Origin of the sequence: Dyella kyungheensis (genome assembly GCF_049913195.1) — a bacterium.
In the GTDB taxonomy this organism is placed as follows: Bacteria; Pseudomonadota; Gammaproteobacteria; order Xanthomonadales; family Rhodanobacteraceae; genus Dyella; species Dyella kyungheensis.
The window spans coordinates 2,977,260-3,003,579 of record NZ_CP183983.1 but is presented as its reverse complement, the minus strand read 5'-3'; the positions used below and the strand labels follow the sequence as shown (position 1 = coordinate 3,003,579).

Below are 26,320 nucleotides of genomic sequence, written 5' to 3'. Positions count from 1 at the left end.
AGGGTGATGGGTCCTTGTATCTCCTCTTCGTGCGCACGGGAACTGTTGAGCGATCTTTCAGATCTGACGCTTCCGACCCATCACCTGTTCCCATGGACGACAGAGTAGGAAAGCCAAGGACCAGAAAACTCTCCTATCACACCACGGGCCGAGTGCACTTGGAGCATCGTCGGGAAGACATTGCTTACATGGAGCCGCTGACGCGCCTGACGGCTACCAACCCTTTTGCTCAATACCTGATCCCTTCCGTTGGCGGTCTCGATCCACATGAAGGGCAGCTCGGGGAAAGGGATCTCGTCATCGATGCAGACCCCAATCAGTCCGCGGGCTACGAGTTCCGAGTTGCCCCCCACGACACCGCTTTCGAGTCGCCGGCTATCGGGCTGATCTTCAACAACTACTTCGCCTTGCAAGTGGTGCCAGCGCAACACCCAAACAGCCTTTCGGGCGCGCTGCTGCCATGCTTCACAATCATCACCCCCAAACCGGGCGTCTTCGCAAACCAAGCGATCCGTGAAGACCAAGCGTTCATTGAGCACAAGCAACGAGTTTCTGGATCAAGAGGGATGATCTTGTTTCCCCCAACATCCAAAAATGATCGGGGCACCTATCGAGTTGTGCCCAGTGTGCCCATGCGAGTGCAACCAAAAATTGACGTCGATTTCTTCGATCCGTCTTTGAGCGCGGTGCAGCAAGTCGAAGGTATAAGCGTCAGACGGGCGAACGTTGACATTCGATTTCGCGTCAAGGGAGCAGGTGGATTTCTCAATGACCCCGTAGCCATCAAATCGATCACCCTCGATGCTGAAATCTATTAGGGCGGTCGTCTCCGGATACTGGCATCGGGCGGCCCAGCCGGTGGGTGCGGACCTTTCTCTTGCCCTTGCGCATCCCCTTGGCGACATGATCGGCCGAAAATCCCCCCGTTGGCTTTGAAAGGGGGCGTGACACAATCCTGGTGACCGTCAACAACCGCGTGCAAGGAGGCTCAGCGTGACCGAAGCGACCCTGACCGAAGCGACTCCCATTGCGTCCAAGAACCTTGCGCTTTTCCTGGACGGCACCTGGAACACTGTCAACAACAACACCAACGTGTGGCGCGCCAAGTCGCTTTGCGTCAAGGGCGGCAACCAAATCGCCTACTACAGCCAAGGCGTGGGCACCCTGTTTGGGCAACAGTTCATGGGCGGCGCGTTTGGCTGGGGCTTGGACAAAGAAGTCACCGACGCCTACGAATGGCTCGTCGAGCATTACCGGCCCGGCGATCGCATCTACCTCTTCGGATTCAGTCGAGGTGCCTACACCGCACGGTCGTTGGCCGGCCTCATCTCCAAGCTCGGCTTGCTCAGGCCGGGGGCGCCGCTTTCCATTGATCAGCTCTACGCGCGCTATCGCCTCTTGAAAGCTACACGCTCCATCCGCGAGCTGCGACGGGCGGCCGCCGAGGGCGACACGACGCTGACCAACGAGGAGCGGTGGTTGGTGACGTATTCCCAAGCCATCCCGCTCTGGTTCTTGGGCGTATGGGACACGGTCGGCGCGCTCGGTCTTCCGTTTGGCGATATTCCGGTCGTGAGCCGCAAGCAATACCGCTTTCTGCAAACCGACCTCTGGATCAACGATGACTCGGCCTATCACGCCATGGCGGTGGACGAACATCGCAAGGCTTTCGCGCCGACGCTGTTCACCTGGTCGCATCTGAGGAACGACCCGTCCGCGACCGGTGCGTTTGCGTTCCCCACAACGGACAACGTGGAGCAACGGTGGTTCGTCGGCGCGCATGCCAATGTGGGTGGCGGCTACAACGACGACTTGCTCGCCCAACGCCCCTTGCAATGGCTGATGGCGAAAGCCATCCACCGCGACTTGCGTTTCGATGGCACGGTGACCATCGATGGCGACCTTCACCACGCGCCCATCAATGATTCATTCGCGGAGATGGCCGGGGGGGTCTACAAGCTCTTTCACGCAGGCATCCCTTACTACCGTCCCATCGGAACCGTGTCCTCTGGACCCAACGACATCGCCCACAACGTCGTCAACGAAACCATTGACGCATCGGTCTTTGAGCGCTGGCAGAAGAACGCCACGTATCGGCCCAAAAACTTGGCCCAATGGGCGGCTCGAAACAACGTGCAACTCGATGGCATTACGGGGTCGGTGCGCGCGGATGATCCCGCCGTTCAAGTGCCAGATTGATGTTCGGGGGGATTCCTCAAGCCCAACCCATCTCTGGTCCTGGCGGGAACGGATTTTCGGTCGCAGTAGTTTTGCATGCCGACACGAAGCCTGGATGCAGCGGAGGCCTTGCTCCTTGCTTGCCTGACAACCCAGCTTGGGAAAATAGTTCTGGGGATCATTGTTGTCGTAATGCCCGATGCTGGCCGCATCGTAAGACGTGGTGCGCTGGCAAATCGGGTCGAGGCAGCATCGGCATCGGATCTGCAGGCGTGAAGGGAGAGCGCGACTGGTCCATGCAGCGAGGCATGCTGTCACCGCGTTACACCACGCAGCGGGACGAGTTGCGGATCGTGTCCTAAGGGGCGCCGACGTCAACCCAAAAACAGGTGCTTCCACACCACGCACATCAGCGCCAGGCCCAACATGAAGTTGATTTTCGGCAAGACGGTGCTGGGTTGCTGACGACCGGATTTGAGGTTTTGGTAGACGTCCGGCAGGCTTCGATGCAGTGAAGGGCCACGGCGAAAAGAAATCCAGACCGCCACGGCAATCAGCAGGCTTGCAAACTCCGGCACCCAATGGTCGAAGGCGCCAAAGCTTTGCGGTGAATGAGTGATGGCGCTTTCAGCGGCGGCCGTCACACACAGAAGAAAGAGTCCGATGTAACTGGGGAGTGCTTCTCTTGTCAGCATCATTGAACGCCCTGGATTGTGCTTTCGAGAAGGGTGCCCGGCGTTGCCACTAGGCGCCCCCAACCCTAACAGGGGTTGCCTATCGTTCGTTTGTTTTCAAAGAAAAAGTTCGTTCACGACGTTATGGTGGAGTTACGTGCGGGAGATATCGCCACACGCTTCTACCCACTACCCGGCTCAAACTAGCCAGTTGCCTGCCAGCCATTGTTTTCGACAGAAAGGAAGAATGCTCGCATGACGCCGTTATCTCCCACATTCCGTGCGCTTAACCGTGAAGCCACGTTGACCAAACAGATGCTTGGTGCAGGCGCGACCCACATTTACAGGGCGAACTATGCTCTTCATGGCGTGTATTTTCAGGCTTTCACTGGCCTGTCGGTCGGCTTGGAACGACTTGGAAAGCTTTGCGTGATACTCGATCACGCTATCAACCATAGTGGCTCGTTCCCAGTCGACAAAGAAATGAAGGATTTAAGCCACGACCTTATGAAGCTTTACGCGCGATCGCAGGTGATCAAGACCGCTAGGGGCTTGCGCTTTCGTTCATTGCAGGACCTATCTGACCCAGATCATCTATCGATTCTGGACGTGCTTTCGTCATTCGCCAGAGGTGATCGCTACGCCAACATCGATCTTCTGAGCGGTCGGACTACGAGCAAGGACCCCATCGCCGCCTGGGCAAGCAAGGTGGATGCAAAGTTGTATCAGGACAGAGTCAGTCCAAAGAGAAAATCAATGATCGAAGAGAAGGCAGGGAAGTCCGCATTCATGGACGAGCTTGCATCCGTATTGCATACGGCCGAAGACGGCACGCCCGTCACTTCGTATGAAGATGGCGTGCGTCGCACGCTTAAGCACGAGGCTATTGCGCCGTATCGCCAACTTCTCGTGCTGCAGATCATTCGGTATTGGATAGATCTTCTTGACGGGCTTGAAGTGTTGGCCAGAGAGGTGATGCCAAACGACATTCCCTGCTTCAGCGATATCCTTGGGCCACTTGCCAATGACGATGCCTATATCCGTAGCCGAAAGACCTGGGACAAGGTCTGAGGTGAACGAATAGCCCCTATAAACACAGTGTCAGCGGGCTAGAAGCCCAGACGCAAACAACTGTCATCATTTGAGGGAACATAGTGAATCCCATCTTTGACACCACCCGCATCGGAACCATCGGTGAACTGTTGGTGCAGCTGCGCCTGTTTGAGTATGGCGTTCAAGCGGCTCCGCCACTTAAGGACTCGGGCAATGATTTTATCGCAGTGAATGGCCACACGTTTCGTTCGATTTCGGTGAAGACGACGGAGAAGAAGACCTACGAAAAGCCAGCCAATCGGCTTTACCACGTTCTCGCGGTAGTGAAGCTTGTGATCGAAGATGGCGTTCTTTTGGATTCTAGTTCGATTTGGCTGATGACACCGGATGATGTTCAACAGGCGTCACCCTCGTGCTCCCGCTTAAGAAGAGAACATTTGATATCAGTCGCGCGGGTGGAAGAACTTTTTGGGCCGCCGGCTGCTGAGTCCAGAGAAGTTCCGGTTCAAGGATTGGTCCTATAGTGCCAAATGCACATGCAGCAGCAGGCAGCGAGGCGAACCAGATACGAACTGACCTCTAAAAGAGATAAGGGATCAGATGCCTGCCCAGTTTTCCGCTATGAGATTCCAATCAATATCGCGCTCGTTTTTCCCGGTCCAAACATCCCAGAAATCGGGGTCGGCGGATTGCGGGCGTTGGCTCTTATCAAGCTCGGTCATCTCGACAAGGACTGGCAGTGGCGTCGCCCAGCCAAGGAGGATGGCTTGTCGAGAGGGAAGGCTTGGCAAGTCCCGAAGCATTCCACCAACGTTGTCCGGCACCAGCCGACGCACGAGATCCTGGTCACTGTCATTGACGATGCGGTGAAGCAGGAAGGTGTTGCACTGGGCAAGAACGGTAGGGGAAAGCTCGTAGGGGCGTTGGGATGAAAGGATCATGCCCACGCCAAACTTTCGACCTTCTCGGGCAATCCGCTCGAACGCTTCTCGACAGAGGCGGGAAGGGGATGGCAAGCCATCGTCGTCGTCCCTCCCTCGTTTAATGAAGGTGTGAGCTTCTTCCAAAACTAGAACGGTCGGCAGTGGTTCCCCATGCTCACGCTGTTTGCGATATCGCTGGCTGGCCTCGAAAACCAAGCGCGCGAATACGGCGATCAAGATGTGGGTGGCTTCGGACGGCACCATCGACAAGTCGATCACCGCAATAGAGCCATTGGCTGCCCTGCTGGTGCCAATGTGATTCTCCAACCAGCCTGTCAGCGTGACCTCTCCCTCTGGAAGGATCACTGGTCGAAGCGCAGGAGTGGAAACCATGCTTCGAATACGCAGGGTCAGATAGGAAATGAAGTTGGTGATGTTCGCGTTGGACGTGCCACCGGCGGCCATGTCCTCGATGTAGTTGGCGAACTGGCCGACGTCAAATGGGATCGGGGAGTCCTCGCCTCCCTCAGTGTCTTCGGCCGGGGGCGGGAAGTGGCCTGTTGCCGTCTCGAAAAGTTGCACGAAAGGGCGGAAGTCAGCGACAGAAAAGTCCCGGTAATATGGACTGTGCGGGTTTTGCTTGTTCTGATTTCTGTGTTGGTTGGCGAGCTCCTCTGCTGCGTCCGCAATGGCTGCGATCGCATCCTGAGCACCGCCCGCAGGCACCACATTCGCTGCCAAATCTCGCATGGTGTCCACCATTGCTGTCAGCGTGTCGCCTGCATTTTTGTTGCCGGGAAAGTCCGAGTATGACTTGCCGCTCCCGTCGGCAAGAAAAACATTGATCTTCGTGCTGTAAAGATGAAGTTGTCTGGCCGCAGTGATTTCTGCTGCTTCCCGTGCGGCTCGGCCTGCGCGCAGGTTTCTGAGCGCTTGGTTGAGCAGCGGCCGTTGTGTGCCTGGTTGAGCCTGAGAGACTGCAGACCATTCATGGCTATTCCAGAGCCACGCTGGGATCTGAAGTGGATTGTCCGCATCACCGGGGCGAAAAACCCGAACTCCCGCGATGTCCTGAAATGCCTTGGTGTATTCACCATTCGGGTCCAGGACGATAAATCGGGCGTTCGGCGGCCCCGCCTGACCTTCCCCTTCGCGGGTAGTGCCTGCCGCTTCGAGCGACCACCGTATCAGGCCGGCCACGGAGCAGGACTTGCCACTGCCTGTATTACCAAGCACAGCGAGGTGGCGACCGAAGATTTTGTCTGGATCGACCATGATGGCAGCGTCGGCCGCCATTGGTGACGTGCCGATGCGCACGCGTCGGTTTTGATCGTGTGCACCCACGATCGCAGCGACTTGCATGGGGGTCGGAATGAGCACCTGATCGCCGACCGAAGGAAAGGCGATGACGCCGCGTTCGAGTAGGAGTTCGGTATTTCCCGTGGTGAGGGCCTTCTGGCTGATCAACGTGCCGATGGGGTTGATGACCATGCGGCGCTGAGGGAAGGGAAGGTCGACCAACCCGAGCTCGGTTTGACCGCGGCTCCGAATGGTGGCAGCTCGTTCGATTCCGATCCACGCAACGAAGCCAACCGTTGCGCCTGCCTCGTTGGGGACCAGAACATAACCGTTCAATCTTGGGAACGACACCGGAGTTCCCGTGTTGAACGCTGTGCTTTGTGGTGCAGTGGTTTCTAGGATGACGTGCACTTCACTGGGAGCGACAGCCTCTACCGTTCCGATCACCAGCCCAGCCAGTTGCTCCATGGGACTGGTCATTTGGCGTCTCCATTATGGATTGCTTTGGCTGCTTCGTCTGCGGCGGCGATAGCGTCGTCCTGCCTGATGGGTGCGCGGTTCTTCAACAGCTCGGCGACGCGTGCCGTGACTTGGTCAATGGCAGGTTTCGGCAAGTAGTGTTCAACGATCTGGCGAAGGGTGGAAAAGTGGCGACCGATCAAAAGAGAGATCTGGGCCGGGCGCGCCACCTGGGCCAGAAAGCGTTTCAGCCGGTCATCCAACGAATAAGCAAAAATCACCAGATGAGTGGACGGTAAAGCGAGCATGTCGGCTAGGATGCGGTTGATGTGGTCGTCGCCGAAGCCGTAGCCATACACCACCAACGCCGCATTGGGCCGGCACAACGCGGCTGCGAAATCACGGAACAGTTCGGCATATGGGTAGGCGGAAGTTTCAACGTCCTTGGAAGCGTTGGGGTAGATCATCACCGTGTCCACAGGGTTGTCTGGGACCGCCGGGTGATCGACGCCGGCGCCGAATGGAATGCCACGTCTGACAATGCGTCGGGTGCGCTGATCTTGGTGCCAGTCCAAGGACCCATGCAGTTTGCTCAGCCTGAGCACGCCTTCCATGAAACGAGGTTCACCACGAATCCCTGGAGGGTTGTAGTGGTAATCCACATCCAGGCGAGACGAGCGAAACACGGGTTCCAGTGCCCCCACAAACCGATCGATGGTTCGTAGACCAGCCAGGTCACAACCATACTCAACGAGGCGGTCGTAGTTCGTGGTAAATACGTGGAGTCGCTCCCTGGACGACGAGCGGCTGGCGAAGCTAAGTAGGAAGGATTGAAGAACCGAAACGGTGTTTTTCCAATGGTTGTCCTCAGCATTGGCAATGCCTTCTTCTGTGTCCAGGACGGCCCTCAGAAAAGCCTTGATCCGGGTATCGAGAGCACCCTTTACCTTGGCCTTATTTTCTTCCTTGCCGACCAGATCCAAGGCCTCTATGAGCACAAGCGTGGAGCGGATTTGATCCTCGATATTTGGATTGCCACGTCCCATGGAAGCCGCCGCCCTCGCTGCATGCGAGCGGATCTTTTCGTCGAACTTCGTGCCCAGGTCTTCAAAGCCCATGCCGGTTCCGGCCACATTGGCCAACTCTGCTAGGGCCACAGAGAACCCGCTGCCAATAAGCAGGTTTAAATGTTCAGCCTGGAAGACGGCAGACAACCACGGTTCGATATGGCGGCGAGCTCTCTTGATGAGGTTATCCAGCTCTTCGCCGTCTGCCGGAAGTTCATCGAACCATTCCGAGTTGCTGCCGACGACGTAACCATGTGCTTTCAGTTCCATAGTTCCCCCAAAACTTGCTGACGGGCCACTCTCGCACTTACAGGATGTGAAACATGCGACGAAGGATGTTTGTTGCTGGGACCATCGAACGCACTCACCGGATTGGGTCGAGGACGATGATGCCGTCGCTGTCACTGTAAGCGAAATGGAAGTTGGCGATTTTCATTTCAAAGGGAGTGCAAGAGCCATCGCGCGAGGGCAGTTGGGTCTTGCGGCGGGTCCGAAGACCAAACAGCCAAAAGCCACGTGAGCTCATCTCTTTGAACATCTCACCAAACTCGTAGGTGGCCTTTACTTTCTTGCCAGGATCCATGTCGTCCCAGATTTCCGCGTAATCGTTGATTTGATCGGTTAGCTCGGCAATGTATTGGGCATCTTCTTCGGCGCGCATGTCCTCGTGTGAGAATCGATACCCGTGTGATCCGTCAAAGATGTCGACGATGCCACGGCCAGTAACAACACGAGAGTAGTAGAGTAGGTCGCAGCTATCGGAAGGCCTTGTTTGCTCAATCTTGGCCTCGCCCTCCAACTGTTTCTGCTCCACCTGAAAGACGGAGGCTAGGGACGCGCGGGTTTCCAGATCGCAGACGCCAGACTTCTCGATGCGCTGAACGGTCCGAACATTGATCCCAGCCACGTGGGCCAGATGCTCTTGTGTCCAGCTACGTTCTAGCCTCAGCCGTTTGACCACCTCACCGGATACGTTCGTTCCCATTGCCGATCTCCAATGCGTTGGTGTCACAGGGAGATTGTGCGTTGCGCCACGCCCTGTCGTTCCGACACGAACCCGACAGTCACCCGACATTCGGGCGACAGCGGTTGACGACGGTAGATTTTGCGCTGCAGCAGGTTGGTTTCGCAAAACCCCCGTTTGCCAACCAAGTTAGGGGGCGCAACACCCATCGCTCCAAAGGCGTGCGCACGGCACAATGGGGCCACATCACGTCGGGGAAACCCATGAAAGCCTTGATCGGCCTGGCCGCCCTGGTGGCCCTTCCTGCCGTGGCCACCGAACCGGTGGTGCGGATGACCTGTCACTTTTCGTCGCCCGAAGGTCCCAAGGAACTGACGTTGGCGATCGACACGGTGAAGAAGACGGTGGACTCCAGCCCACCCCTGCCAGTCAAGATCGAGGACAGTCTCTTCTCCTGGCAGTCCGGGGCCACGACGTTCTCGATCAATCGCTACACAGGGAAGTTTTTGATCGGCACGAGTGAGCAACCGGAGCTCATGACTGGTTCGTGCGCGAAGGCCGAGCAGAAGCTCTGAACACCAGGACCAAGACATGACCACGCCATGGACACCGAACTGGGACGATGCGGATTGGAAACCATTTGGCCGCAAGATCGCCCCACTTGCGTTGCCCTACATGATTCAGAGCGCTCGGGAAGGTCGCCCGATTTCCTACGGAGACTTGGCCGCCAAGATTGAGGAACGATGGAAGCTCCCTGTCCAGTTTCGCAGGGGAAAATATGGTTCTCCAGTGGGATTGGTTGGCGAAAATCTGGAAGAACTTGGAAGGGCTTGGGGCGTGCTGTTGCCACCGCTCAATACCATCGTGATCGATCAACAGAAGAAGTGTGCTGGGGTCGGCGGCGACCCGTTGCTGAAAAACTACCTCAACGCTAAGGGTCAGCGTTTCATTGAAAAGCACCGCGAGGAACACCACCGGGTGGCCCGGGACATTGTGTTCGACTTCGGCGAACGCTGGGTCGCCGTTGCAGAAGCATTCGGTGCTCCGATCCTGAAGCCAGCTTTTGGCCGCCTGGGTCCTGACAAGCCGTTACAGCTGCCCAAGCCCAGCCAAGGGGGCGGAGAAGAGACCCCAGAGCACCGTCGCTTGAAAGAATGGGTGCGAAGCCATCCATCCTTTGTCAAAGACTATGGCCAGTTTGGGCTAGGTGAAACGGAGTATAGGCTCTCATCGGGCGACAGGCTGGATGTCCACTTCGGCACAAAGGCCAGGCGTCTGGCCGTGGAAGTGAAGCCCAGTCACGCCCCGATCAATGAGTTCCAGCGCGGTGTCTTTCAGGTCGTGAAATACCGAGCCGTGATGCGCGCGGAACAGACAGCGCAGGCGCTGATCCCACAAGCGGAAGCTGTATTGGTAACGACGACCGTGCCCGATCCCGAGAGCCGTGAGCTGATGCGGCGGTTGGGCGTCGTCCACCTAGTCGCACCCAGATACGCTGAGGATTGAAAAGGTCGTTCGCGTTGACGCTGCTGTGGCGCTTTCCTCTCATCTCCAAGCAAGCTTCTAAGTCTCGACAGCCGCGATGCGGAGTAGTGTCTGACGGAGATGGGTGACCTTGGTCAACCTTTGTCCCAATCTGGATCAGCTCAGTGCCTCGCGGCGAGCCAAACATTGTCCCAAATTCACCGGACTAAGCAGCTGAGTAATTTTGCGCTTTTGGGACATCCGTTCGATTGGCATGGGGCAGGCCTTTTTATTCGGCCTTGAAGGTGGGTTGTCTGACATTCCCTCTCTGCCTCTTTCCGCCTTGTTCTGAATAGCTCAGTTTCGCCGCTGGGCAGGGCTTTGCCACGGCGGATGAGCGTCGTAAGTTTCGCTTCGCGGTATGGCACACCGTCTTAGGTTGACAGGTTGGCGGTCTTGGTTAGCTTGAAATCAAGCCATGGAGTTCCCCATGAAATCGCACCAGTCCAATGACCGTCCCCGAGATGTCTTTGCTAACAATGGAAGTGGCCGTCGGGCGCGATGCAAGGCATATGCGAATGCTGTTCGCATCGCCTTTGAAGACGTCCACGCGCCATGGCCCTTGCTGCTGGTGCGCCGCGATCAGCCCCAAGATCTCGAGATCGACTACCAAGCCGCATGCGTGATCACGGAGGTGCGTTCGCGTGGGGACTTTCCCTGTCTTGAGATAGAGCACTTCGAACAGCAACTGGACGCTTTGGGGGCGGCATTTCGATCGTTTTCTACGGCGGACGCCGTAGTGCGGGCTGCCGAGACCATGGTGTTTCGTGCGTTCAAGATGAACCAAGCGCTGGCCGACTGGAATGATCCGACTGACGAAGACATTCAGATGCTGGTGGAAACATGGCATGTGGTGTCATGTGCCCCCCGGCAAGTGGCAGCGGGACGCCCCATAGATGATTGGCGGGATACAGAGATTGAGGGGTTGCGCTTGGAAGGGATGTCTTTTCGCAAGATCGCTCGTGAGATTGGCCTATCTGTTTCAGGGGTCTTCAATGCGATAAATCGTCTTTTTCCACCACACGCCATGTGCTTCCCGGGTGATGATTCGCGCGTGTCGCAAACTTTCATCGCGTCTGAGATGCCGTCGCGCGCATCACAGACGCCGGCGGAACCGGTCAGCTGATCCATTGTCGGGCGTAAATGTAGTTCGGTTGCCGTTCTTGTAGTCGCCCCTCTCTACCCGTCAAGTGACCGAAGATTGGTTGAGGGCATTCGTCCTAGCAGCCTGTATCCGAGTCCAGCGACGGCGTCGGTTGGCTGGGGGGAGAGCTTCTGGTGGCGCTCGCCCAGGTCGAAAACTTTAGCCCTGTGGAAGATACGTTCGAAGATGGCGTTGGCCACGTCGATATCTTTGAATGCCTTGTCCCAGTTTTCAATCGGCCGACTGGAAGTGAAAAGGGTCGATAGATTGCGCTGGGCACGGGCGTCCAGCACATCTTTCAGCACCAACGCCGCGCCCTCGGGAATGTAGCTGTCGGCAAACCCGTCGAGCACCAGCAGCGCGGCGGTGCGGTAACGGCGGATCAGCCGCTGGATCTTTGGGTGCGCGATGTCCCACTGTTCCAGGGGCAACCGGCGGAGGTCCAGCCAGGTCACCCGCGGGGTGTGGCGCACAACCTCCCGCGCCAGAGCTCCCGCCAAGAACGATTTGCCCGAACCCTCCGGTCCACACAGCACGATGTTGTGGCCGCCTTCCAGCCAACTCCCCGTGCACAGGTTGGCCAGCTGAGCGGCACTGATGCCGCGCCCCACCTCCACGCCTTCTTTGCACACTGATTGGGGTAAGCGAGCCCGCGCCAGCAGCCGCCGAATGCGCCCTTGTTCGGTGCTTTGTTCCAGCACGGCACAGAATTCTTCGACGAACGCGTCGTGAGATTTTTCCAAGTTGGCTGGATCTCGGCGCCACGGTTCATACCATTGGGCCAAGGGGGACAGCTTGACCTGGCGCAGGCGTTTGACGGTGCGGTGTTCCATGGGAAGGGAGAAGAGAACTGCGACCGGTGTGCTTCATGCATCACACGGCCGCAGGGGGGGAGAACTGAGCGTGTTACAACTCCTCGCTCAGAAGGCGGGTGACGTCGGTGACCGTGTAAGTGTGGGCGTCCAAGGCTGTCTGGCAGGCGCGATGCACCCGCGCCGCGCCGTGTTTGCGAACCAGGTTCTGCAACCCCTGGCATTTGCTCATGGCGATGTAGGGCTGCCACTTGCCGTAATGGTGTTGGAAGAAGGCCAAGATGGCGCCGCCTTCTTCCTTGGCCCAGGCCATCAGACCATCTGGATTGCGCCGAGACTCGGCCAGGTGCGCCGGAGGCCTGTGCTCATCCAGGATCGTTGCGCCACCCACCTTTCGATTGATGGTGTGCCGCGCCACAACTGTGCGCTCATGCAGGATTTCAATGCGATGGTCCGTGAGGCGTGCGCACAACCGCTTCCCAATCAGTTGATGGGGCACGGAATAGAAATGGCCGCGGATGGGCACGCAGTAGTTGGGCGGCACCGGCGGGAGCTCTACATATTCGACAAACGCGTAGCGCTGAGCAGGCAACGGGCGCAAAGCAGTCTTCTCGTCTTCCAAAAAGCGTTGCTGCCGGCTGCGCTTGTAGTGCTGCATGATCTCGTTGTTGAGCGCAGCCACCTCGATGGCGAGGGCGGCATTGAGCTCGTCCAGGGAATGGAAGACCCGGTCTCGCAGGTTGGCCAGGACATAGTTCTGCACATACCCGACGGTGCCTTCCACGGCGCCCTTATCTCGTGGTTTGCGGACACGGGCCGGATCCAGCGCCAAATCATAGGCGCGGAGGAAGTCTTCAAAGAGTTCCCTCGCTTTTCCGTCCTCTCCCGGCCGACGCGGCCGCGCCATGATTCCGGATGCGTTATCGGGACGGACCGCAAACGGCAGTCCGCCAAAATGCTCAAACATCCGCACGTGCGCGGCAATCCAATCGGTCCCCGTTTGTCCAGGTGTGCAGAAGGCGAATGCGTAGGAAGTCGCTGGCAGCACGCCGACAAACAGAGCGGGCGTGATCTTTTGTCCAGTGGCTGGGTCAACATAAGGATAGCTGTCGCCGGAGTAATCGACCTCGACCACATGCCCAGGGAGGTGGACCTTGCGCATCACGGCGTCCGGATCCTTTCCGAAGTGGGCGTTCAAGCTGACCGTGAAATGCGAATAGCTCATGGCCGTGCTGGCATCTTCCTTTCGATACTGACGCCAAATCCAAAACTTGGTGTTCGGCTTGGGCTTGCGGTTGAGCTCCTGATGCACCCATTCCCAGTCCGGTTGCCGTGTGCGTCTGGGGGTATGCGTCGTCTTTTTGAGCAACGCATGGAGCTCTTGGTCGCTCAGGTCTTCGAGGTCCGACCAGCTCAGTTGTTTTTCGTGAAGCAGATGCCGGTATCGGGAAATTGATGATTTTCCCAGCTTGACCGTTTCCATCTGTGCGATGTCTCGATCGGTAAATCGTGTCTGTGTGATCAGATGCAACGTGGCACGCAGGGCCCCGCTGGGCTTCGCTTTGGCCTTGTGTTTCTTCATGGCGACTTCCTTGTCGTGGTGGTCGGCATCCTGCCGGTGGTGGAAAGGGTGGGGGACTCGCTTGATGGGTGATGCGATTGTGTGCCGAGACGGAGAAGCATCTTCCGATGACGCAGATAGAGCGCGGCGAAGCGCTTGTAGGACAGGGCATCGCCCGGGTCGAGGCCTCGATACGTTTTCCACAGCTGTTGGATCGTCGTGCGCGAGTGGGCCACTTGCGCATGGACCGCGGCCCAATCCGGGCGTCGCTTGCATGGCTCCGGATGCGAGGGTTTGTTGAGCACAGCAGTCCACTCGGCATCACCGAAATGGGCCACGTCCGGCCAGATCAGCTGCTTTTCGATCATGATCCGGCGAAGGCGACGCACCGTGATCAATGAGATGCCTGCGGTGCCTGCAATCTCGTCGTCGCGGTAGGGCGCGGCGCAATCAGAAGGCGACGCGTTGAAGATCAGCTTTAGGGCGTGTTGGCGCCTGTGTGTGTATGCAGATTTCCGGACTGTCATGTTGACTCCATGGATGGGGCGCGCCGACGCGTCCTGCGCGGGCGTGGGTGTGGGCAGCTAAAGACAAAGGGAGAGTGACCCGTGCACGCGGCGCGGCACGGAGTGAGGGGGCCTGGATCACGCGGCGGTAGCGGGCAGGGCAGGAGCGCTGAGAGGAGAAGGCGCGCCGACCCGTGCCGGCTCCCCTGTGCGGGGGGCCGGGCTTGACAGGTGGGGGGACCCGAGTCATAACAAGCCAGCCGGGTTGTGTAACGACTGGCGTTTCGAGAGGCCGTGAGTTCCTAGCTCACGGCCTTTCTATTTATGCCTCAGGCAAAGCAGACATGTGCTTCATGTTGGTCTCCTGTGGGGCGGGATGGGAAAAGATGCGCGCGCTCGGAGCGATTGAGATCACGGCGGCTCCCAACACAGGTAGCAAAATATTTGGGCTCGTCAAGCTTTGAAATGGTGTATCGCGTCGATGCGCCGAATGGCTGTTTTTAAGGGGTCGCAGCGGTCTAGGAATCGAGCGAAAGCGGAATTTTTGGCGCGAAACAATCCCGAATTCACCCTCATTCTTGGCACGGTTCGCAGAATTACTGTCCTTTAACTTTGGCATTGGAATTGGGCTGCGATGGGCATGGATATCGATGTGTCATATTGGCCATCCCAGGGACATTTGATTGTCCCTTGGCCAGTGCCGGGTGTTCCCAATCAAATCCAGTGCTTCGAGAAGGCAGAAACTTGGCTGGCTTTCCTTAGCCAATGTGATCTCCACGCCGCTGTGCCGCTACCAACGGCGACAAAGTATCTACGTGCGCAGAAGCTCTACGCCTATGCCTGGCTGGAATACGACTTCATCAAGGCAGCTGAGCTGGTCGCCTTGTCCGCACTGGAGGGCGCCCTTTGCGATTGCTATGGGCGGGTAGCTATGAAGGTCCGCAAGAATGGCAACGATCGGAAGGAGCCGATGTTGGCGGAGCTCATGAACTACATGATCGAGCACGACGGCCTGACTGATGACGTCTTTCCCTTTGCCCTTCGTTACCGGCAGCGAAAAGAGGAAAAGGTGGTCAGTGCGCTGTATGAGACCGATGCCAGTCGTCAGGTGCGCAGTGCCGCGATGAAGGCGTCCGTCAAGGATCCCTCCATTTTCCCGCCACCGGAGCCCATGACGTTAGCGGCCATCCGCAATGGCCTGGCGCACGGAGCTCCCCTGGAAGGATGGCCATGGGGTGGCCTGTTGGAGATCGTCAGGGATCTGATCGAGTATGCTTATCGGGGGCGTATCAAAGGATCTCCATAGAAATGGTTGTGCGATGGTCTTGGGTTTCCAGAGTCCTTGTCCTCGCTAATCGTGCGCGCGACACTCTGCTAGGACCAATCAAGGACTGAATGCACATGTCTGCGGATGAGATTCAGATACCAGAGGCCTACGATGGCGACATTGAGTATCGTGCAGAGGAGTTGGATCCCACGTCGCCGAGGTATGCCCACATCATTGCGGCGAGCAAAGCGGGTCGACTCACGACTTCCTACTATCAAAAAGTAAGAGCGGTGCCCGGATACCACAGGCAGACAACGGATGGACTGGCCTGGGTCCAGCCCCATTTCAGCCCAGTGGGAAAAGCAGTTCAAGTCGAGGCGATTGACTCGGAGGCGACAGAAAGAGATATAACCCACAACGACGTGGTTCAACGCCTCTGCGCCGCACTTAGTCACTACAAGTCAAACTTCGTCATCGCCACGAATCATCCAAAGGAAAAAGTAAGGGTCCGCCTCAAAGAGGAAGGGTTCAAATTTGTTCCGAAACCGGTGCGGTTGTGGGCATGCCAAGCAGAGCCAGATTTCGTGTGGCGAAGAGAACCATGGACCCATCGATGGTTCGAAAGGATCAAATACATTCAGCCCGATTTGGTTGGGTTTGACGCAAATCGTGCTTTTCCAGGCCCCAACAATCCCAATGTGATCATTGAAGTCATTAACTTTCATCCCCCGGAAGAGGAGACTTGGCGAAGGTTGGTTGAGCTGAGCCTAAACCATCATTGGGTGCTGTTCTACTTATGCGCCAAGGGGCATGAGGTAGGGCGATTTGGGAAGATGAAGTCGCGCGTCAGAAGGACCGCGAAAGGGGAGGTCAGGCGCTTGTGGATACAAGTCGCCTTCTATCTGAAAGATGGCATCTTCTATGACGGATTAGTGGCAAAGACCTCGGTTGGTCAGAGCAACAAGGAGCAGCATGAGATCGTTCAAAAAATCTTCAAGCGCATAAAGGCGAAGTATTTTAGTGGAACTAACGAAATCCTTCCGAGTCAAGTAGACACAGTTACAAGTGGTGGCAGCCTGCCAACAAAAACATAGAAGTGAACCAGCGCGTTCAAGAGGCTTGTGACGGTAGAACACTGTTCGGTGGGCTGCTCGCCATGATCGGGTTTACAGATATAGATGGGGGAAAACGTGGCCTCTTGCATGCCATGTCCCATCGGGACCAAGCAGGCACACATCCTGAAGACCAGATCGTCGCTGATAAGAATCAGCGTTTTTCCGAGGGATGCTCGGGGAATCTTGCTGAATCGTGACGTGTCGCCAAAGCACTCATCAAATTTTGGCGTGAACATCGCGTAGTCGGGTGAGTAGGGATTCATGCCAGGAAAGCAACCAACGGCGAAGTTGGCTAGGGCGTGCGTTTGTTGGGCAGTCAGACCCAGGCGTTGTTCCTCCGCGACGTTCTGCCACGTCTTGCCCGACGATAGACATTCAATGGCATGAGCGCCCGCTCCAAGCGCGGGCCAAAGGTCCCGGGAGGGGAGCCGAGCGACGTTGGCGCGTTGTATTCGTTTCGTGGGCATAGGGAGTTCGACACCTGCGGACAGGCGGGCACGAGTTAAAGGCGTTGCTTCCTTCTTGCAGAAAATTCCGGTCTGTCAAGCCAAGCACTAGGCAGTGCTTCGGAAGAGGTTTGTGGTCCAGGTCGATCCTTTCGTTGGCTCAGGTGCGGCTTTCAATATCGCGCCTGGCGGCCGCTTCGATGGCCGACCTCGGGCGGGGGCTGACTATTGAGTGGGTGTCATATCCCTTGGCGAGAGGAAGCCAAAGTCGTGTAGCACTTAGTTGATGGCGTAAAGACAATGTTGGCTCTGCCAGGAGGGGCCGCCATGCTCAAGCCGATAGCTCAAAACGAAGGGCTCACCAACCGCGAACGATACCTCGCGTCACTTGCGCGCAGTCGGCTGTTTCGCCTTTGGTCATATCCAGGGCTGTCTCGGCGCGAAGCCAACGGACGGTCCCAGGAGTTGGCCGACCTGACGGTCGTCTTTGGTGACGATGTCCTACTATTTTCCGACAAGGACGAAGCGTGGTCGAACCATGCTGACATCAATATCGCGTGGAAGCGTTGGTATCGGCGTGCAATCGAAAAGTCTGCCAAACAACTTTGGGGCGCTGAGCGCTACCTGCGCCAGTTCCCTGATGGCATCTATCTCGATGCAAAACTGACTGAGCCATTCCCTTTTCCCTTGGTCACCGAACGGACGCGCATCCACCTCATCGCGGTGACGGCAAACAGTGACAAGGCGGCCAAGGCGCATTTCGACGCCATTAGCCCCGGTAGTTCGTCGACGCTCATGTTCCACTATCCGGAAGAGGGAGTGGACGCTTCGGGCATTCCCTTTGTTGTCGGAGACATCGACCCCACTCGCACGTTTGTTCATGTCTTTGATCAAGAGACTCTGGACCGAGTTCTCAAACAGTTGGGAACCATTGCCGACCTTATTCACTACCTGACCGAGAAGGTGCGGGTGATTCGGCAAGGTCATCTCCTGCAAGTCGCTGGCGAGGAGGATTTGCTTGCGTTCTATCTCTATGAGCGGGGGGCGGGCGGTTTTGGTGCCCTGCCATTCGACAAGGACCGTCTAGGCGCCAGAGTGGCGATTCCAGAGGGTGAGTGGCGCGGCTTCGAGTCATCGCCGCAATATCGCATCCATGCCTCGCTCCTCCGCAATGCGGAGTGGTGGAATGGCATTTTGGCCCTTTTTGACGAGGCAATCGTCGCTGCAAACACCGATGAAGCAGATGATGTAGATCTGACTTTGCATGAGTGCGCCTTGCGGGCGGCCGCATCGGAAAACACGTTTTCGCGTGCCCACCTATCCACTGTCTTTGAGAAGAAATACCGATCCGTCCCTCCTGGTATCCGAAGTTCGGCCATCGCTTCATCGCTTTGTATACCTGGTCGCGTCTATGCATTGGTCTTGGTTCCCTTCGATCCTTCAGTTGGCACGTATGCCGAATACCGCGCCTACAGGCGTTCCCTAATCGAAGGTTATGCGCTGGTTATTCCGCTGAAGGTGGAGGGCGTTCGTGAAGCCGTGATCATTGGTGTGCAAACGCAAGGTGGGCCGGGCGACTCGGAAGTGATGATCTATGCGGCCTATGAGCATCCTCTTGATGATGCCTACATAAGAAATGCGCGCGCCATAATGACGGAACACCATATCCTTGACACCCTTAAGGCGCCGGTTCCGGATGTGCCTATGTCTGTCGCTGCACTGGGTCGACGATATGGACGCAATGAACCATGCCCATGCGGTTCCGGTCGTAAGAACAAGAAGTGTTGCAATGTGTCAGGACCGCGCGATGCAACCGTATTCGGAGCCATGTTCGGCGGTTGAACTCGCATCAATGAATATACAGACAGTGTCAGAGTGTCGGACTTCGCCAATGGACGGCTTGGCGATGATCGCGTGTCGAGTCTTGGGCGTTGTGACTCAGTGAGTCAGAAATGCTTCCTGCGGGTAATCGGCATCACCATCAAAGACCCCTCGATCTTCCCGCCGCCGGGGTCCGCGGCGTTGGCGATCATTCGCAATGGACTGGCACACGGAGCGCGCTCGAAAGGGTGGCTCTAAGCTGGTCTTTTGGATGTCGCCAAAGACTTGATCGAGTATGCCTTCCTAGCCCAGATTTGCGTTGGGTTGGGTCTTCACGTTGAAGACCGAAAAGTTGCCGGTGACTTGCGCAAAGAGAACATCAAGCCGCTTGTGTTCCAAAAATGGCAGCGCTTCGGGCGGCACTTCGTGGGGTGTCGGATCCACCAGGCGGCCATCGGGTAGGCGCACGATGGAGTGAGGAAAAATCTGAACCTCATTCCATCCCCAAGGGTGCATAAAAAGATAGCCATGGACGACCATGCCACTCACGGAGGCAGCGTGCTGCTCTGCATTCTGATGGCATCTGCCTTCACGGAATCCGTCCACTTTTATTCTCTGGATGCTGGGCCAATTGCCGATGAGCTGGCGCCGTCTCCATTCTTCTGCGATGGCTTCGAAGTAGCTTTGCCAGAATGCAGATGCATCGGTCACGGGGATCTCCGTTGCCATGGACAGTGGTGCGATCATTCGCTCCGCGTATGGCCGGCTTTGCCTTCGCAGTGCTCGCAACCCGCCCACTCACTGTTCTCGCGTTGCTTAGTGCCGAGCGCCCCGCACCATCCGCACGCGTAGACCGCATCGAAAGCGCTTAGGCAAGCTGTGCATAGATAGCCATCTTGGTGTTTGCAGACGGACTGGTAGGTCAGGCACTCATCACAGATGGCAGGCGTGTCGGCTTCCATGTATTCATCGATGGGTGAGATGTCTTGGTCCAATGCCTCATAGAAATCGTCGGTCTTCACAACGTGGTGGCAGGATTGGCAACGAAATGGCTCATCAGGGTGAAGCGTGCCAAGGACCTGACAGTTTGGGCAGTTGAAGTCCATCTCTGGACGTCGTGATCCGCAAATCCGGCAATCGAGGATGCGCAGCCACGGCCGCTCATCTATCTGTGCGGCGGCCGGCATCGAGCAGAAGGTGCATGAGGCAAATTTGATCCCTTCTGATTTCTCGGCTTCGAGTTCGACTTTGATGTGATGGAATCGCTGCTCTGCGTATTTCACATGACGGGTGAGGTTGCGCTCCATCGACATTGCTTTCAAAGCTGTGCCTACCGGCAGTTTTGACACCCAGTCTCCCGTGATCAGGCGGTTGAGGTGGTGCCAGGCTTTGAGCTGCTCGATTGCGATGATTGACGGGGCAGAAGGATTTTCCTCGGGATGGTAGAAATGAACCATTCGATTGCGGTGCTTCCGAACTCGTTCAAATGCTTTGACGGCATCCACAGGGATCGGTTGATCCAGCACTCGCTGAAAGCGTTCAATGGCCTCGTTGAAGGTCACCGATTGAAATTCACCACTTTTGAACTGTTGCAGGTCCGGTTTGGAGGCGACGATCAGGGACCAATGCTCACCCAGCAATCGGGCCTTTAAGAAGAGCTCCACTGCCGCGTAGAAGTCGATGACCGACCTTTTTGGGTCATTTTCAAGTTGCTGGAAAGCGCCCCTTAAAAAGAAGAAGGCATTTTCCGTGAGGCCGTTCATGGCCTTCTCGGCGGTCGGGTCCATCGGAGGGCGCGGCTGAGGTCGTGTGAGCTGTGAGCGCATGTCAGTTCGTCGGGTCGGAGTCTGCCTGGACCTGCTTCGATAGAGAGGCCGCTTGTTGTTGGATCAGCTGGTCCCGCCGGTCCAAATCACGTTGCACGCTTTCAAAGATGTGTTCGATGCTGTCGTGGCCGATTGGCTGGGTGCCATAGATGGTCGTCTCGAACATATAGGTGTAGCGGTTGAGCACGTCGACGGCGCGCGCCAGGAGCGCTTCCACTTGCTCAATGCTCAGTGGCGGCAGTTTCGAAGGGTCACCCTGTTTCATCAGCTCCGCGTTTCGGTGAGCCAGAAGGTTGCCGCGATAGACATATAACGCCTTGACGTCAGCATTGTCATAAATGGAGCAGTCTTTGATGTCCTGTTCCAGCTGTTCTGCGTTCGGTTGGGCCGCCTCCTCTGAAATCCATTTGGCAAAAGGGTCATCGGGGCGCCGTCTCGCCACTTGGTCTTTGCTAAACAGGTGGAGATGTTCACGGATGGCGATCAGCCATGAACGGAGATGCAGTCCCTTCTGGTCATTCTCGTAAGCGCGTGCCAGAGACATCAGAGAGGTGCGTTGGTGGGCGACCAATGTGTAGTGCCAGAACGTGTAGGCCTCAGCGGTGACCTGGGGCGATCGCTCCATCTGCGCATGGAGAGCCTGGTATTGCCCCCAATGGATATGGGCGTCGACCACGTCTTGGGCCAGCCCACGAAGCAGGAGGCCAAACTCATCGTCATTCTGGATCGTGATATTCGAGGCCATGCCTCATCATACGACTGGAGATCTAGACAATGTTTGTCCCGGAACCCACCACAGTGGAGATTGAAGCAGCGCTGACTAGGCGCTTCCATTGTTTGCCCCATTGAGCACCCCCCGTAGAGTGCGCCGGCCGGATACAGGTGCATAGTGCAATAAGTTTGCTGCCAACCTTCTGCTTCGTCATCCGTGCCCGGCATCGAGAAGATACGGATGAAGCGGTCATCTGAGTTAAGGTGAGACAGTGCTTCTTAGCTTGTTCAGAGAGAAGGCAATCCTACAGATTGCTGGCCTTCTGGTTGAGCCTTCGAAGACCCTGACCCCTGCTGCACCGTCGCAAGCGGGCACTCAGAATGGATCTGGGAAGGCCACCTTCAGCCATTGAGGAGCGCGCAATGAACACCGATCCAAAGTCCACGCCGGTGTCGTCAGGTCTCCCCGATTTCATCAGCCTGCCGGAAGACAATTTCGGCGTGCTGGTCGAGAACGAGATGGATGAGCGGCGTTTGCTTTGGCTGGTCAACCGAATCGGCGAAATCAAACTGCGCAAATCAGCAGCAAAGAGAGGCCAATACCCAGATAGCCCGCTGTTCGTCTCGACCCTTTTGCGGCGCTTCCGACTCAAAGTGCCTACGCATGTCTACGCAGAGGTCAGGGCGCCGCTCTATCGGGTGTATGTGTTGGTGTTGTTGGATGGCTCAGCCGTTAAGGTGGGCATGACTGGTGACTGGCCACGGCGAGCTTACGATTTTGTCCGGTCAGTTAAGTATCGAGAGAATCTTGATAAGGCGGTGATCGCACTTTTCGATGGCGAGAAGAGCATGGCGTTCGATGCCTCGTCCCAGAGTGCAGCACACGCCATCGAAAAAGAGATCAAGAGCATCTTTGCCTCACACGGGGTGGAATCCCCTTACCAACGTGGGTTGATCAATTATGGCTGCGGAGGGCACACGGAGTGGTTTGAATGCGAGGCCTATGCCCAGATTGTCGAACATCTTTCTCGCAACGGGACAGGCATATCATTGCACGCCAGTTTGACCTGGAAAGACCACATGAGGTCGCTGGATGCCGCAGCCGCGCGCAAGAACTGAATGGCTGTCGTGCTCTGTCTGGCCGCTGGGTCAAGAGATGCCGGCCAGCCCGTGGTCACGACCATGTTGTCGCAGAAGGTGGATTCCGAGGCCTATCCCGTTTGAGGTTCTGCCCAGATTCGCCTCTTGTTCAAGATGTTCGACACGCGCAGTGGGCCTGACCCAGGCATTGAGTTCAATGAGGTTCCTGACCACCCCCTGCACTCCATCAGCGGCTGGTATCCAGAACATTACGGGCGACAAACCAACCTGCGTCGAGGTGATGCACGGCTGCGCGCCTTGTTCGTAGAGAAGGCTCATATAGGCAGCCACGGGTGCATCTATGGGGCGTTCCCATCCCATCAGTGCACCGCCAGCTGTTTGCATGAAATGACAGCCAAAGCGGGGCTGGCGCCAACGCAGGTTCAGCATGTCGGCGTGCTTGGCGGCTCGATCATGAGACGCCCGAACCGGATGGTTCCGACTTTCCAGTGCCAGTTGACGGCGCATCGCGTGGAGGTGTGCGGGAAACTCACGTCGCCACAGTAAAAGGTCCCTCCCGGCCTTGGCGCGTTTGCATCCCCGGCAACAGAGCACGACAGCATCGGCGTGGTTCGGACCACCAATGGCCGGTGGAATCACATGATCGAGACAGCACGCGGGCCCAGCAACCAGGGGGCGATCGCAATACGCACATCGTTCGCCGAACCATCGATATGCCCGCTCTCGCCACCACGCCGGCATGCGCAGACGGTGATGCATGGCCCGCAAGATCAGAGCCCCAAACATATCGATCACATGTTGCGGGGGCGTGGTCACCTGAGGAGCCGGATGCATCGGGTCCAATGACAACACACCGGCCATGCTCTCGCCGCCACTCTGGATGTAGGTCGCCTTCGCTGGCGTGTCGGTCCCATGACGGGCAGCCATCGCGGTCATGAAGGCCGACCAGTGCTCGGCTTTTCTTTGTCTGAGAAATCGCGGCATCGTCCTGATGCTCCCTCGGTGGCGCGCGGCATTTGCCGTGCTTCCGGGATATCCAAGCAGAAGGCCGCGTTCGCGCAAGAGCAAAGGCGACGGTTCGCTTCGGACGCAAGTTGCCTTGAAGCATGGCTTTCTGGCTCCGCGTGAGAGGCTCAAAAGTCCGGATACACCTCACGCACCGTGAGGTGTCTGACAGCACGCAAGGCAAGGCTCCGCGAACGACGATCTGACGCGGTGAATGCGTCAGACACACCTGTCCGACCGTTTGACGCCGCTTTGCCTCGATGCTCTTGATTGATCAATGAAAGCAGTGTCGGACATTAGGAGGTTCGTCACGTTTCTCGGCCTTCTGTCCGCGGCGAAGTCCTGCTTTGTTGTTGGCATGACTCGACGCACCTACCGACTTCCCTTCGCCATTGACCAAGCGCTCGAACGCCATGCCAAGGCGCAGGGTGTGACGTCTTCCGTGGTCGTTCGGGATGCACTGTCTGCCTACCTTCTGATGGAAGGAGCAGCTCAGCGAACATCCTTCGATATAGAGCACTTGAAGCAAGGGCAGCAAGCTTGCCTGACGCTGTTAGAGCGAATGTGGGAGCAAATGCGGGAAGGGCGGAAGGACATCGTTCATCTCAAACAGGATCGTGTGCAAGCACGGTTCGCCAATCTCATGGAGGAGACACATGGAAGAAGAAACGATCAATCGGATTGAAACGACCGCACGGTCCTTCGCGATGGTGTTGGTGACCCTGGTGGGACTCCAAACCCTCTTCGGTGCACTGGAAACGCAATGGGGCACCCTGGCCACCTTCGTGTCCATGTGTGCTGTTTCGGTAGCTTGGCAGTCCAGCCTGTTGCGGGCCGTGTTGCGTCGCCGCCCGAAGCTATTTGTGGTGGTGCTATCCATCAGCGCGGTCGCCATGACGCTCTCGGTCATGGCGTGTCTTCCCGGGAGCCGTGCATGAGCGGCGTCGTCGTGGATGTCTTCGGGATGCCCGTGGGTCCCATCACACCTTCGCAGAGTCTTCGGCGTTGGGACCATGGGGTATTGGCGGGAATGGTCAGTTTGGCTGTGGGGGCAGGGACGGTGGCTTGGGCGTTGTGGCGTCCATTGCCTGGGCTGGCAGAGGTGCCCGACGGGGGCCTTTGGTCTCAACTGATCGCCTATCCACAAGTGCTGGTGAACACGCTGACGCTGGGGCATGTGTTTCGGGATGCTTGGTTCGACAACCCGGCGGCTGGGCAGGTCAGTGCGCTGGCTCTGCACGTCCGTCTGCTCCCAGCTTGGGTGTCGGGGGGCCTGTGTGCCGCTTGGGCAGGGATGCGCGCATTGACCCCGCACCCCATGACTCGTCACGTCTCGGGTCCCCGCTTCCTTCAAGGAAAGGAAGCGGAGCGCGAAGCGGTCCGGTTCGCCGGCGTGCAACGGGGCGGCAAGGACCGACCGGGCTTCATGCGCCTTCATCCCTCGCTGGACCTGCCCAAGCGTGTGTGGACTCGCCATGTGTTCATCGCGGGCGGGGTGGGCTCGGGCAAGACTCAACTGATCTACCCCATCGTCCGTCAGATCGTTCGCAAGAGGCGAAAGCTGTTCTTGCTCGATGTGAAAGGGGACTACACCAGCGCTCTTCGCAAGGCCCTCATCCTCAGTCCATGGGATGCACGATCCGTTTACTGGGACATCGCCCGTGATGTCCGAACGAGCGCTCAGGCCGCAACGTTCGCCTCCTCGATGATCCCATCGGAGCAAGGAGCGAACTCGTTCTTTGCCACCGCAGCCGAGCTGATCCTGACCGGCTGTGTGCGGGCCTTACAGCGCAAAGCGGGAGTTCGCTGGGGATGGGAGGACCTGGACTTCCTGCTCACGCTATCGGTGGCGGAGCTGGCCCCGCTGCTCGCCGAGCACTACGCGAAGGCGCATCCGGTGGTCGCCGGTGGTGAGGTGACCGCCACCAACGTGCTGGCCACGTTGGCAGCTTTCACGCGAACCATCACTCAACTCGCAGAGGCGTTTGGCCAAGGGAAGCAACCCGATGGCACACCGCGCCGCCGCCTCTCCTTGGTCGAATGGGCACGCGACGATTATCAGGGGCGCCCCACCATCATCGCGCAAGCGGGTCCCGATCCGGGTCTCACGCAGCGTTATCTGGCGGCCGCGCTCAACATCCTGGTGCCCGAGATCATCAGCGGAGCGATGCCGGACGATGTCGCGGAAAACGGCCGATCCATCTTCTTCGTGCTGGATGAACTGGCGGCTATCGGCAAGATCAACCTCGCGCCGCTGATCGATAAGGGACGCAGTAAAGGGGTGTCGGTCCTCATCGGGGTGCAGGACTTAGCGCAGTTGGCGGCCATCTACGGTGAACACTTCGCCACCGCCTTGCCGGGCATGTTGGGCACCCATCTCATTTGCCAGACCCAACTGGGACCGACCCGGGATCGGCTGGCCAAGATGCTCGGTGAGCGTCGGGTCGCGTTGAGCAGCATTCAGCCGGGAGAACCGGGTGTGACGGTGCGAGAGGAGATGCAGCCACTGGTTCAGGCCACGGAGCTCACCTCCTTGCTCGGGCATCACACGACCACACGCCATCCCCATGGCTTCGGTATTCGGGCCTTGGCCGTCATGGGGCAGGACCTGCTATTGCTCGACTGGCCGGGTCGCCCCGTGCCGCGCCGACGACGGCCCTTCGTTCCGGCGGCCTGGACGCTGCCAACATCAGGCACCCCACAGGCGGCCCGTCAGAACTTCACGTTCGACGCGTCAAAAGAAGAAAGTGAAAGTCGCAGTGGCCCTCAATTGGGCCCGCTGAAGCCCGCGGCACTGGTGGCCGACGTGGCCCACCAGGTGCGGGTCGACCTTTCGGCTGGGGTGGGGGTGATCGCATGATGCG

The 26,320-nt window shown here is 57.7% G+C and carries 26 protein-coding genes; 15 read left to right on the top strand and 11 right to left on the bottom strand.

What is annotated here, in order from left to right; translation table 11 throughout:
• The first annotated feature begins 188 nt into the window (after positions 1-188).
• From ACN9MB_RS13550 to ACN9MB_RS13540, 3 genes are all read left to right on the top strand, one after another.
• A complete protein-coding gene (locus ACN9MB_RS13550; protein WP_426269251.1) occupies positions 189-818 on the top strand; it encodes a hypothetical protein in 630 nt (209 codons plus the stop codon).
• Positions 819-993: 175 nt separating this feature from the next.
• On the top strand, positions 994-2,199 hold the full coding sequence (locus tag ACN9MB_RS13545; protein ID WP_426269250.1) for a DUF2235 domain-containing protein: 1,206 nt from the start codon (positions 994-996) through the stop codon (positions 2,197-2,199).
• Positions 2,199-2,540: a DUF4113 domain-containing protein gene (locus ACN9MB_RS13540; protein WP_426269249.1), complete on the top strand. Its 342-nt coding sequence runs from the start codon at positions 2,199-2,201 to the stop codon at positions 2,538-2,540. Before ACN9MB_RS13545 ends, ACN9MB_RS13540 begins: the two co-directional genes overlap by 1 nt.
• 12 nt (positions 2,541-2,552) lie before the next feature.
• Here the strand turns inward: ACN9MB_RS13540 and ACN9MB_RS13535 are convergent, their stop codons facing one another.
• Positions 2,553-2,876: a hypothetical protein gene (locus ACN9MB_RS13535; RefSeq protein WP_426269248.1), complete on the bottom strand. Its 324-nt coding sequence runs from the start codon at positions 2,874-2,876 to the stop codon at positions 2,553-2,555.
• Positions 2,877-3,107: 231 nt separating this feature from the next.
• Here ACN9MB_RS13535 and ACN9MB_RS13530 point away from each other — a divergent pair, with 231 nt between their 5' ends.
• Both ACN9MB_RS13530 and ACN9MB_RS13525 read left to right on the top strand, forming a co-directional pair.
• Positions 3,108-3,923: a hypothetical protein gene (locus tag ACN9MB_RS13530; protein WP_426269247.1), complete on the top strand. Its 816-nt coding sequence runs from the start codon at positions 3,108-3,110 to the stop codon at positions 3,921-3,923.
• An 83-nt stretch (positions 3,924-4,006) separates the two neighbouring features.
• The gene (locus tag ACN9MB_RS13525; RefSeq protein ID WP_426269246.1) at positions 4,007-4,429 is read left to right on the top strand and encodes a hypothetical protein; all 423 of its coding nucleotides are present in this window, start codon (positions 4,007-4,009) and stop codon (positions 4,427-4,429) included.
• Between the two features lie 72 nt (positions 4,430-4,501).
• Here ACN9MB_RS13525 and ACN9MB_RS13520 read toward each other — a convergent pair whose 3' ends face one another.
• From ACN9MB_RS13520 to ACN9MB_RS13510, 3 genes are all read right to left on the bottom strand, one after another.
• The gene (locus ACN9MB_RS13520) at positions 4,502-6,607 is read right to left on the bottom strand and encodes an ATP-binding protein (RefSeq protein WP_426269245.1); all 2,106 of its coding nucleotides are present in this window, start codon (positions 6,605-6,607) and stop codon (positions 4,502-4,504) included.
• Positions 6,604-7,923, bottom strand: a complete 1,320-nt coding sequence (locus ACN9MB_RS13515; protein ID WP_426269244.1) for an SIR2 family protein — start codon at positions 7,921-7,923, stop codon at positions 6,604-6,606. Before ACN9MB_RS13515 ends, ACN9MB_RS13520 begins: the two co-directional genes overlap by 4 nt.
• A 94-nt stretch (positions 7,924-8,017) precedes the next feature.
• Complete coding sequence (locus tag ACN9MB_RS13510) at positions 8,018-8,638, bottom strand: helix-turn-helix domain-containing protein (RefSeq protein ID WP_426269243.1); 621 nt, start codon at positions 8,636-8,638, stop codon at positions 8,018-8,020.
• 242 nt (positions 8,639-8,880) lie between these two features.
• Between ACN9MB_RS13510 and ACN9MB_RS13505 the strand changes: the two genes are divergently transcribed.
• From ACN9MB_RS13505 to ACN9MB_RS13495, 3 genes are all read left to right on the top strand, one after another.
• On the top strand, positions 8,881-9,192 hold the full coding sequence (locus ACN9MB_RS13505) for a hypothetical protein (protein ID WP_426269242.1): 312 nt from the start codon (positions 8,881-8,883) through the stop codon (positions 9,190-9,192).
• Between the two features lie 16 nt (positions 9,193-9,208).
• The gene (locus ACN9MB_RS13500; protein ID WP_426269241.1) at positions 9,209-10,123 is read left to right on the top strand and encodes a hypothetical protein; all 915 of its coding nucleotides are present in this window, start codon (positions 9,209-9,211) and stop codon (positions 10,121-10,123) included.
• A gap of 448 nt (positions 10,124-10,571) precedes the next feature.
• Entirely contained in the window at positions 10,572-11,267 is a 696-nt protein-coding gene (locus ACN9MB_RS13495; protein ID WP_426269240.1) for a hypothetical protein, read from the top strand.
• A gap of 53 nt (positions 11,268-11,320) precedes the next feature.
• On the opposite strand, the gene ACN9MB_RS13490 is transcribed toward ACN9MB_RS13495, so the two are convergent.
• The 3 genes from ACN9MB_RS13490 to ACN9MB_RS13480 all read right to left on the bottom strand — a co-directional run bounded on the left by ACN9MB_RS13490 (position 11,321) and on the right by ACN9MB_RS13480 (position 14,185).
• Positions 11,321-12,118: an ATP-binding protein gene (locus tag ACN9MB_RS13490; RefSeq protein ID WP_426269239.1), complete on the bottom strand. Its 798-nt coding sequence runs from the start codon at positions 12,116-12,118 to the stop codon at positions 11,321-11,323.
• Positions 12,119-12,191: 73 nt separating this feature from the next.
• The gene (istA, locus tag ACN9MB_RS13485) at positions 12,192-13,679 is read right to left on the bottom strand and encodes an IS21 family transposase (protein WP_426269238.1); all 1,488 of its coding nucleotides are present in this window, start codon (positions 13,677-13,679) and stop codon (positions 12,192-12,194) included.
• Positions 13,676-14,185, bottom strand: a complete 510-nt coding sequence (locus tag ACN9MB_RS13480; RefSeq protein WP_426269237.1) for a hypothetical protein — start codon at positions 14,183-14,185, stop codon at positions 13,676-13,678. The genes istA and ACN9MB_RS13480 overlap by 4 nt, the downstream gene beginning before the upstream one ends.
• A gap of 613 nt (positions 14,186-14,798) precedes the next feature.
• Here ACN9MB_RS13480 and ACN9MB_RS13475 point away from each other — a divergent pair.
• From ACN9MB_RS13475 to ACN9MB_RS13465, 3 genes are all read left to right on the top strand, one after another.
• Positions 14,799-15,470, top strand: coding sequence for a hypothetical protein (locus tag ACN9MB_RS13475; protein ID WP_426269236.1), 672 nt, complete (start codon positions 14,799-14,801; stop codon positions 15,468-15,470).
• Positions 15,471-15,565: 95 nt separating this feature from the next.
• Complete coding sequence (locus tag ACN9MB_RS13470) at positions 15,566-16,525, top strand: hypothetical protein (protein WP_426269235.1); 960 nt, start codon at positions 15,566-15,568, stop codon at positions 16,523-16,525.
• Between the two features lie 794 nt (positions 16,526-17,319).
• A complete protein-coding gene (locus ACN9MB_RS13465; protein WP_426269234.1) occupies positions 17,320-18,834 on the top strand; it encodes a YecA family protein in 1,515 nt (504 codons plus the stop codon).
• 282 nt (positions 18,835-19,116) lie between these two features.
• Here the strand turns inward: ACN9MB_RS13465 and ACN9MB_RS13460 are convergent, their stop codons facing one another.
• The 3 genes from ACN9MB_RS13460 to ACN9MB_RS13450 all read right to left on the bottom strand — a co-directional run bounded on the left by ACN9MB_RS13460 (position 19,117) and on the right by ACN9MB_RS13450 (position 21,384).
• Positions 19,117-19,524: a hypothetical protein gene (locus ACN9MB_RS13460; RefSeq protein WP_426269233.1), complete on the bottom strand. Its 408-nt coding sequence runs from the start codon at positions 19,522-19,524 to the stop codon at positions 19,117-19,119.
• A 32-nt stretch (positions 19,525-19,556) separates the two neighbouring features.
• Positions 19,557-20,576 (bottom strand): hypothetical protein, encoded by a 1,020-nt coding sequence (locus tag ACN9MB_RS13455; protein ID WP_426269232.1) that lies wholly within the window; start codon positions 20,574-20,576, stop codon positions 19,557-19,559.
• Between the two features lie 64 nt (positions 20,577-20,640).
• On the bottom strand, positions 20,641-21,384 hold the full coding sequence (locus ACN9MB_RS13450; RefSeq protein WP_426269231.1) for a hypothetical protein: 744 nt from the start codon (positions 21,382-21,384) through the stop codon (positions 20,641-20,643).
• A gap of 389 nt (positions 21,385-21,773) precedes the next feature.
• Between ACN9MB_RS13450 and ACN9MB_RS13445 the strand changes: the two genes are divergently transcribed.
• Entirely contained in the window at positions 21,774-22,469 is a 696-nt protein-coding gene (locus tag ACN9MB_RS13445) for a GIY-YIG nuclease family protein (protein ID WP_426269230.1), read from the top strand.
• Between the two features lie 30 nt (positions 22,470-22,499).
• On the opposite strand, the gene ACN9MB_RS13440 is transcribed toward ACN9MB_RS13445, so the two are convergent.
• The gene (locus ACN9MB_RS13440; protein WP_426269229.1) at positions 22,500-23,435 is read right to left on the bottom strand and encodes an HNH endonuclease; all 936 of its coding nucleotides are present in this window, start codon (positions 23,433-23,435) and stop codon (positions 22,500-22,502) included.
• Between the two features lie 298 nt (positions 23,436-23,733).
• Here ACN9MB_RS13440 and ACN9MB_RS13435 point away from each other — a divergent pair, with 298 nt between their 5' ends.
• The 3 genes from ACN9MB_RS13435 to ACN9MB_RS13425 are packed head-to-tail and all read left to right on the top strand — an operon-like array spanning position 23,734 to position 26,316.
• The gene (locus ACN9MB_RS13435) at positions 23,734-24,141 is read left to right on the top strand and encodes a hypothetical protein (protein ID WP_426269228.1); all 408 of its coding nucleotides are present in this window, start codon (positions 23,734-23,736) and stop codon (positions 24,139-24,141) included.
• Entirely contained in the window at positions 24,113-24,394 is a 282-nt protein-coding gene (locus ACN9MB_RS13430; RefSeq protein ID WP_426269227.1) for a hypothetical protein, read from the top strand. Before ACN9MB_RS13435 ends, ACN9MB_RS13430 begins: the two co-directional genes overlap by 29 nt.
• Positions 24,391-26,316 (top strand): type IV secretion system DNA-binding domain-containing protein, encoded by a 1,926-nt coding sequence (locus tag ACN9MB_RS13425; protein ID WP_426269226.1) that lies wholly within the window; start codon positions 24,391-24,393, stop codon positions 26,314-26,316. The genes ACN9MB_RS13430 and ACN9MB_RS13425 overlap by 4 nt, the downstream gene beginning before the upstream one ends.
• Positions 26,317-26,320: the final 4 nt, after the last annotated feature.